Annotated in this window: 5 protein-coding genes and 1 pseudogene; 4 read left to right on the top strand and 2 right to left on the bottom strand. The window is 68.5% G+C overall.

What is annotated here, in order from left to right; all coding sequences use genetic code 11:
- On the top strand, positions 1-2,175 hold a 2,175-nt coding region (locus VF794_RS02690; RefSeq protein WP_331107397.1), incomplete at its 5' end, for a sensor histidine kinase.
- A 1-nt stretch (position 2,176) separates the two neighbouring features.
- Here VF794_RS02690 and VF794_RS02685 read toward each other — a convergent pair.
- Together VF794_RS02685 and VF794_RS02680 are read right to left on the bottom strand one after the other, a co-directional pair.
- Positions 2,177-2,581 (bottom strand): nuclear transport factor 2 family protein, encoded by a 405-nt coding sequence (locus VF794_RS02685; RefSeq protein WP_331107395.1) that lies wholly within the window; start codon positions 2,579-2,581, stop codon positions 2,177-2,179.
- Positions 2,582-2,710: 129 nt separating this feature from the next.
- Positions 2,711-3,403, bottom strand: a complete 693-nt coding sequence (locus VF794_RS02680; RefSeq protein ID WP_331107393.1) for an acetoacetate decarboxylase family protein — start codon at positions 3,401-3,403, stop codon at positions 2,711-2,713.
- A 206-nt stretch (positions 3,404-3,609) separates the two neighbouring features.
- Between VF794_RS02680 and VF794_RS02675 the strand changes: the two genes are divergently transcribed.
- The 3 genes and pseudogenes from VF794_RS02675 to VF794_RS02665 form a co-directional block, all read left to right on the top strand.
- Positions 3,610-5,493, top strand: coding sequence for a methyl-accepting chemotaxis protein (locus tag VF794_RS02675; protein WP_331107391.1), 1,884 nt, complete (start codon positions 3,610-3,612; stop codon positions 5,491-5,493).
- Positions 5,494-5,552: 59 nt separating this feature from the next.
- Positions 5,553-6,557 (top strand): terpene synthase family protein, encoded by a 1,005-nt coding sequence (locus VF794_RS02670; RefSeq protein WP_331107389.1) that lies wholly within the window; start codon positions 5,553-5,555, stop codon positions 6,555-6,557.
- Between the two features lie 138 nt (positions 6,558-6,695).
- Positions 6,696-6,979, top strand: a pseudogene (locus tag VF794_RS02665) (hypothetical protein); the annotation flags it as partial.

Genomic DNA, 6,979 nt, shown 5'->3' with positions numbered 1-6,979 from the left:
CCGATCATGGGAGCGGTGCAGGAGCATGTCCGGATCGACCTGTTCGTGCGGGCCCTCTCGCAGCGGCTGGGGCGGCCCGTGGTGGCGGAGGTCGCGCCCACCTACGAGGTGGTGGATCAGGAGCTGGCCAAGGGCGAGGTGCACCTGGTCTGGGCCACCGCCGACCTGTGCGACACCTTCGAGGCGCGGGCCCGGGTGGTGCTCCGCGCGGTGCGGGGCGGGCATTGCTACTACCACAGTGCCCTGGTGTGCCGGGCGGAGGAGCCCCTCACGCCGGAGCTGCTGAAGGGCAAGCGCGCGGCCTGGGTGGCTCCGCGCTCCGTGGGCGGCTACCAGCTCCCCATGCGCTACCTGGAGGCGCGGGGGCTGTCCCCCACGGAGGTGTTCGCCGAGCAGCGCTTCCTGGGCACCTACCGCAACACGTTGCTGGCGGTGCTGGCCGGGGAGGCGGACGTGGCCCCCATCTACTTGAGCCACCCGGACGTGCACTCCGCACGTGCCGCCATGGCCCAGTACGTGGGTGCCGACGAGAGCCGGCTCACCCCCTTCGCCTTCACCGAGCCCACCTTCGCCGATGGAATCATCTTCACCCAGCGCCTGTCCGAGGAGGAGACCGCCTCCCTGGTGTCGATCCTCACGGAGATGAGCGGTGACGGGGGCGGGCTGGGCATGATGTTGGGGCCCTTCAAGGTGGACGGCTTCGCGCGGGCGTCCTCCGTGCGATCAGCGCCCACCCCGCCCCGGCCGGCCCAGCACGCGGAGTACATCGCGGTGGAGTTGGATGCGGCGGAGCGGTGCCAGCGCGTGTGGGCCCCCACGGGTCGGTTCTTCGGCCGGAACGTGCGCGGTGGCGAGGGGAAGGCGCTGGTGGAGGTGCTGGGCCCGGAGGCGAGCGGCACGCTGCTGACGCTGGTGCGTGCGGCGCGGCACAGCGGTCTCGCGGGGCGTGGCGAGTACCGGCTGGAAGTGGAGGGACAGACGCGCTGGTACTCCGCCGAGGTCACCGCGTACCTCCCCGCGCCCGGAGAGCCGGACCCGGACCTCATGGCGCTGCTGGTGCGGGACATCACCGAGCTGCGCAGGCTGGAAGAGCCCCTGTTCCAACTGGCGACCTTCCCGCTCCTGCACCCGGAGCCGATGCTGGAGTTGAGCCTGGAGGGCGAGCTGCGCCACGCCAACCCGATGACCCACCAGCGCTTTCCGGACCTGCGGGTGCGCGGGACGGGACACCCGCTGGTGGAGGCGGCGCTGGCCTGGGAGCGGCGCGGCGCCGTGGAGGGTGAGCTGCCGGCGATGAACCTGGAGGGCCGACACTGGGAGCTGACGGTGGCGCGGCAGGGGGAGCCTCCGGGCCTGCGGGTGTTCGCCCGGGACGTGACGCTGCGCAAGCAGATGGAGTCGAAGCTGGTCCAGTCGGACCGGCTGGCGGCGCTGGGCTCGCTGGCGGCGGCGGTGGGACACGAGATGAACAACCCGCTGGCCTTCATGATGGCCAACCTCTCCTTCGCTCGCGAGGAGCTGGGCCTGGTGGGCGAGGAGCTGCGGACGCGGGAGGGCGCGCTGGCGCGGAAGCTGGAAGACGTCCTGGAAGCGCTGGGCGAGACGACGGAGGGGGCGGAGCGGCTGCGGCTCATCGTCCAGGATCTGCGGGCGCTCTCACGCAAGCCGCTGGAGTACCGGACGCGGGTGGACGTCCATGGGGTGCTGGAGGATGCGCTGAAGCTCGTCCGCGGGGAGTTGCGCCACCGGGCCCGGCTGGAGAAGGACTTCCGGCCGGTGCCGCCCGTGGAGGCGGACGAGGCGCGGCTGCTGCAGATCTTCCTCAACCTGCTCCTCAACGCGGTGCAGGCGATGAGTGAGTCGGAGGCGGAGCGCAACGTGCTGCGGGTGAGCACCTCCACCGGGGCGGGTGGAGAGGTGGTGGTGGAAGTGCAGGACACGGGGGCGTGGATGCCGCCGGAGGTGCTGGCGCACGTCTTCGAGCCCTTCTTCGCCACGCGCAAGTCGAACATCGGGCTCGGCTTGAGCGTGAGTCATGCCCTGGTGACGAGCCTGGGAGGCAGCTTGCGCGCCGAGAGCCTGGAGGGCGTGGGCACCACCTTCACCGCCCTCCTGCCCCGGGCCGCCGAACTGCCTCGGCAGGCCCTGGAGGACTTCCCCATCACCGGCTCCTGAATCAGCCCTTCACTTCCACGGACTCGTGCATGTGCAGGTAGTACCAGCGCTGGCCCTGCTTGCGCAGGAGGCAGGTGGCGCGAGAGCGCAGCGTGCCCGTGACGGTCGCGGACTCGAACGCCCACTGGTAGAGGCAGAATCCGTAGGCGTACTCGTCATTCACCATGCGAATGACCGGCTCCAGCATCTCGGCGCTGGTGACGGTGAACCCATTGAGCTCGCTATCGAAGTACGCCTTCAGTGCCTTCGGGTCGCGGATGAGCTCGTTGTTGTCGACGGGCACGTAGGTCATCTCCGGGTTCTGCAGGTCCCAGAGCTTCATGACCTTGTCCACGTCACCCGCGCGCCACGCCTCCGCGAAGCCCTGCATCGTGGCCTTGATCAGGTTCTCGGTCTCGGTCTTCATCGTTCCAGATCCTTGTTGCGTCGGTGTGATTGGCAATCTGCCACCGACGCTCCACGGATTCTGTGAAGTGGCTCACTCGAACGGCGTGAAGCGGGTCACTCCGCTCGAGTCCCGAGCACGGACGCGGATTCAGAGCACCGGGGTGGCAGCCGGCAGCAGCATGCGGAAGTCCTTCAGCCAGAAGCTCATCAGCGGCTGCCTGCCCGCGATGCCGAGCTCCGCCAGGGGGCTGTCCTGGGGGATGGTATAGCGCGCGCGCACCAGGCGCGGTGTGGACTCGAGCGCGCCCACCGCGCCGTGCGCCTGCTCGTGCAGCCGGGTCAACCCGGTCATGGACACCCGCGGCCGGCCGAGCGGAAGGCCCAGCCCCGACGTGAAGTGCCCCTCCACCATCAGCCGCCCCTGCTCATCCTGCATCTTCCCGATGAAGCCCCCCCCGGGGGCCTGGTGGTTGAAGTCGAAGCGCGCCAGCTGCTTGGGCACGCCCCACAGCTCCCGCCCCCCCCGCATCGAGAGCACATCGTCCACCCAGATGTGGTCCACCTTCGACCCGGAGCGCTTCGAGGCCTTGTGACGGACCATCGCGCCCGCGAAGAACTCGTGGTAGGTCAGCACACTGCCCTGCTGATACTCCACGAACCCCCCCATGATGAGGGTCCGCCCCGCGAACTCGACCGGCACGAACTCCGGGTCCGCGCTCGCGGGGGCGCACTGCTTGGAGGGAACCGCCCAGACGGAACTGTACATCTGGCCTGCCATCGGCCAGGGGGCCGGCGGGTAGGACACGCCCGGCTCATCGGCTCCCATCGGTCCTGCGCTCATCTGTTCCTCTCCTGGCTGTCGCCTGTAGCGCCGTGTCGCGGCGGGGCCGTTCTATAATACGGTTGGCGGCCGGAGAGCTCGGCTGCCCTCCGTGCTACCTGCCATCACACCGGGTATTGGCGCCTCCCCCCGAGGGGCTCCTTGGCTCGGACGCGCATGGCGTGTAGGCTTCCAACCAATTTTCACGGTAGCACCACGACTGCGCCATGATGAACGCCCACACGCCAGAAACCTCACGACTCATCCGTCGGCTGTTCTTCCAGCACCAGTTCTTCACGATGTTCGGCTCGCCGTCGCTCGTGTACCTGCTGGCGATCATCCTCGGCTACAACGCCGAGGAAGCCCGGGTCCTCGTGGGCTATGTGACCATCCCAGTGCTGATGCCGTTCCTGGGCGCGATCATCCCCTACTTCTCGCTGCGTCGAGTGGTCAACCGCGCGTACTCGAACCTGCCCGGTGATCCTCCCGAGGGCCGGCTGGTGCGGATCCTGGAGATCCCCGGCAACATCGAAGTCACCATGGCCGTCATGAACGTGGTGGGCGTGGCCATCATCCTGGGTGTGTCGGTGCTCAAGTTCAACAAGGGCATGGGCACGGCTCTCTGGGCGCTGGTCAACTACTCCCTCCTCGTCCTCCTGCTGCACACCCTGGAGCGGCGCGCCTTCGAGGACACCTTGCGGCCCTACGCGCTGGAGGAGTCCAAGCGCGTTCCCAACATCATGCTCCGGCGGAGCGGGTTCCTCTGGCCGCGTCAGGCCTGGCTGATGCCCTATACCTCCGGGCTCTTCGTGGCCTGTACGCTGGCCACCGCCGTCTCCATCCTCGGCTTCAAGGGACAGGACGCCTACGCGGCCCTGATCGATCAGATCAACCACGCTCCGGTGGGAACGACCCCCGCCCAGTTCGTGCAGATGGCGCGGGACACCGTGGGACAGCTCGCCGGCAGCCTGGTGCTCCCGGTCTCGCTGGTGGGTGGCTATCTGGTCATCGCCGCCTCCCTCACCGCCTGGCTCATGGCCCGCGCCCAGATGAGGGGCTCCAAGAGCGTCCAGGAGTCCCTGGAGGGTCTGGCCCAGGGCAAGCCCCGCCTGCCGGAGTGGGTGTCCACCGACGAGATCGGTGACATGGCCGCGGCCGCCACCCGCGTCTTCGCGCAGCTGCGCAGCTTCTCCCTGGCGCTCAAGGACTCCGCCTACTCGCTGCAGCACTCGGCCGAGCGGCTCGGGCTCTCCACGAGGAAGCAGACGGAGATGCTGTCCGTCCAGGCCTCCGCGCTCCAGGAGACCCACGTCACCGCCGAGGAGATCAAGAACACCTCGCTCGTCGCCTCCCAGAAGGCGGGCAACATCCTCCAGCAGGCGGATCGCGCCAATACCATCACCCGCTCCTCCGAGCTCGCCGTCCAGCAGGGCCTGGCGGGCATCGAGGAGATCGGCTCGCAGGTGCGCGAGATGGCCAAGAGCATCAAGTCCCTGGAGGAACGGGCGCGGCAGGTGGCGCGCGTCACCTCCATGGTGAAGGATCTCGCGGACCAGTCGAACATGCTCGCGCTCAACGCCGCCATCGAGGCCGTGCGCTCCGGAGAGAGCGGCAAGGGCTTCGGCGTGGTGGCCAAGGAAATCCGGTCGCTGGCCGATCAGTCCGTCCACGCCACCAACAACATCCGCACCATCCTCCAGGACATCGGCAGCGCCATCACCACCGCGACCTTGCTCGCGGCCAAGGGCTCCCAGCGCGTCGAGGCCAGTCTCAATCAGGTGCGTGAGTTCAACGAGCAGGTGCAGCAGCTCTCCGCCATCGTCGGAGACACGGCCTCCTCGGTGCGGCAGATCACCGCCGCCGTCACCCAGCAGGACGCCGGCATCAGCCAGATCACCCAGGCCGTCCATCAGCTCACGGGCGTGATGGAGCAGACCATGGGCCAGATGCGCAGCTCGGAGGAGGCCATCTCCGTGGTTCGTGGCGTGGCCGAGCGGGTGTCCGACCTCGTCAGCAGCTACGGCTGGAAGCAGGAGGATGATGACCGGGCGAGCCCGCCGCCGCCGCCCGCCGAGGCCTCCGTGCAGGACTCCGTGGTCGAGCACCGCTGAAGCGGGTCTCGCGACCGAGGACGGAAAGCCACGCACCCACGCAGCCGGAGCTGTCCACGATGAGCACGAGCGACCAAGAGGGCAAACACTTCGGGGTGGTCCGGGAGCTTCGGAATCAGTACTCGGCCTCGAAGTCCGCCGGATTTGGCAAGGAGGAGCTGGCACGCCTCCAGGCCCAGGCCTCCGAGATCATCCCGGAGCTGGCCGCCTGGAGGGAACGCTTCCCCGCCATCGCCACCTCTCGGCTCAAGCCGGCCGTGATGAGCCTCGTGGTGGCCTGGCCCGATGCGACGCGGGAGCAACTCCTGCTCCTGTCGAAGGTCGGGCTGATGGTCTTCTCCATCGACGACGTCGCCGATGGGGAGATTGGTTCGCTGAAGGATGAGGATCTCCTCGCGCTGTTGGATCGCTACATCGCGACCACGCGGGATCCCGAGGCCGTGGATTGGGTGACCACCGACGAGGTGAACACCATTGGCGCGTCCCTCCAGGACGTGACGCGCCTGCTCCGGCGTGCCCCCGGGGCCGCCCGCTTCCTGCCGCTGTGGCAGGAGCACTTCCGCAGGATGTGCTCGGGCTACCAGGTGGAGCTGAAGGACAAGCGCCGCAACCAGGCCGATGGCACCCTGCCCTCCCTCGACAGCTACCTGGAGGTGGGCAAGTGGACCGTCGGCGCCTCCATGGTCTTCACCGGGGCGCTCGTCGTGCAGAACCCTCCCTTCGAGCAGACTCAGGCGCCGTTGCTCGAACGTGCCCTCGGGGAGCTCGGTCTGGCCACCCGGTGGATGAACGACGTGCGCAGCCTGGATCGTGAGCGGGCGGAGGGGAAGTTCAACAGCCTCGGCCTGCTGATGGTCCAGGGCCTCTCGGAAGCGGATGCCGAGCGGGAGGCCGTGGAGCGCTCCGACCGGCACCTGGCCGCCCTCGAGGACGCCGTCCGGCAGCTGCCTGACGCCCTGCGCACGTGGGGCCGGATGCTCGTCATGACCGGGCACTTCAGCCGCAGCCTCTACATGAAGCAAGAGTTCCATCACACCGAGCCGGGAGCAGGCGACAAGCCCTGAATCGGTGGGGGGATGCAGCCGACGTCGTGGCGGACCGCGCTGACGCGAGAGCGGGCGCACGCCAGCGATGGGCTCGTCCCTCACTTCCTCGACGTGGTTGTTCAGGGGCGCGCCCCTCCCTTTTCGCCGGAGTGAGTGATGGATACGATCAGCAAGTTCCTGAAGAAGATGAGCGAGACCTCGAGCCACATCTCCGTCTCTGTCTACGATACGGCGTGGTCGGCCTGGCACTACCCGGACGCCCTGGCCTGGCTCCTGGAGCAGCAGCATCCCAACGGGAGTTGGGGAGCGGAGCTCGACTACCACCATGACCGGGTCATCACGACCCTGGCCGCCATCAACGTCATCGCGGCGAAATGCACCACCGCCGCGGACCTGGAGCGGGTCGACGCCGGCATCAAGTACATCGAGCAGGCCATTCC

This window comes from Archangium sp. (assembly GCF_036389735.1).
Classification (GTDB): domain Bacteria; phylum Myxococcota; class Myxococcia; order Myxococcales; family Myxococcaceae; genus Archangium.
Note: the sequence above shows the minus strand (reverse complement) of the source record. Positions and strands in the feature narration are given on the sequence as shown.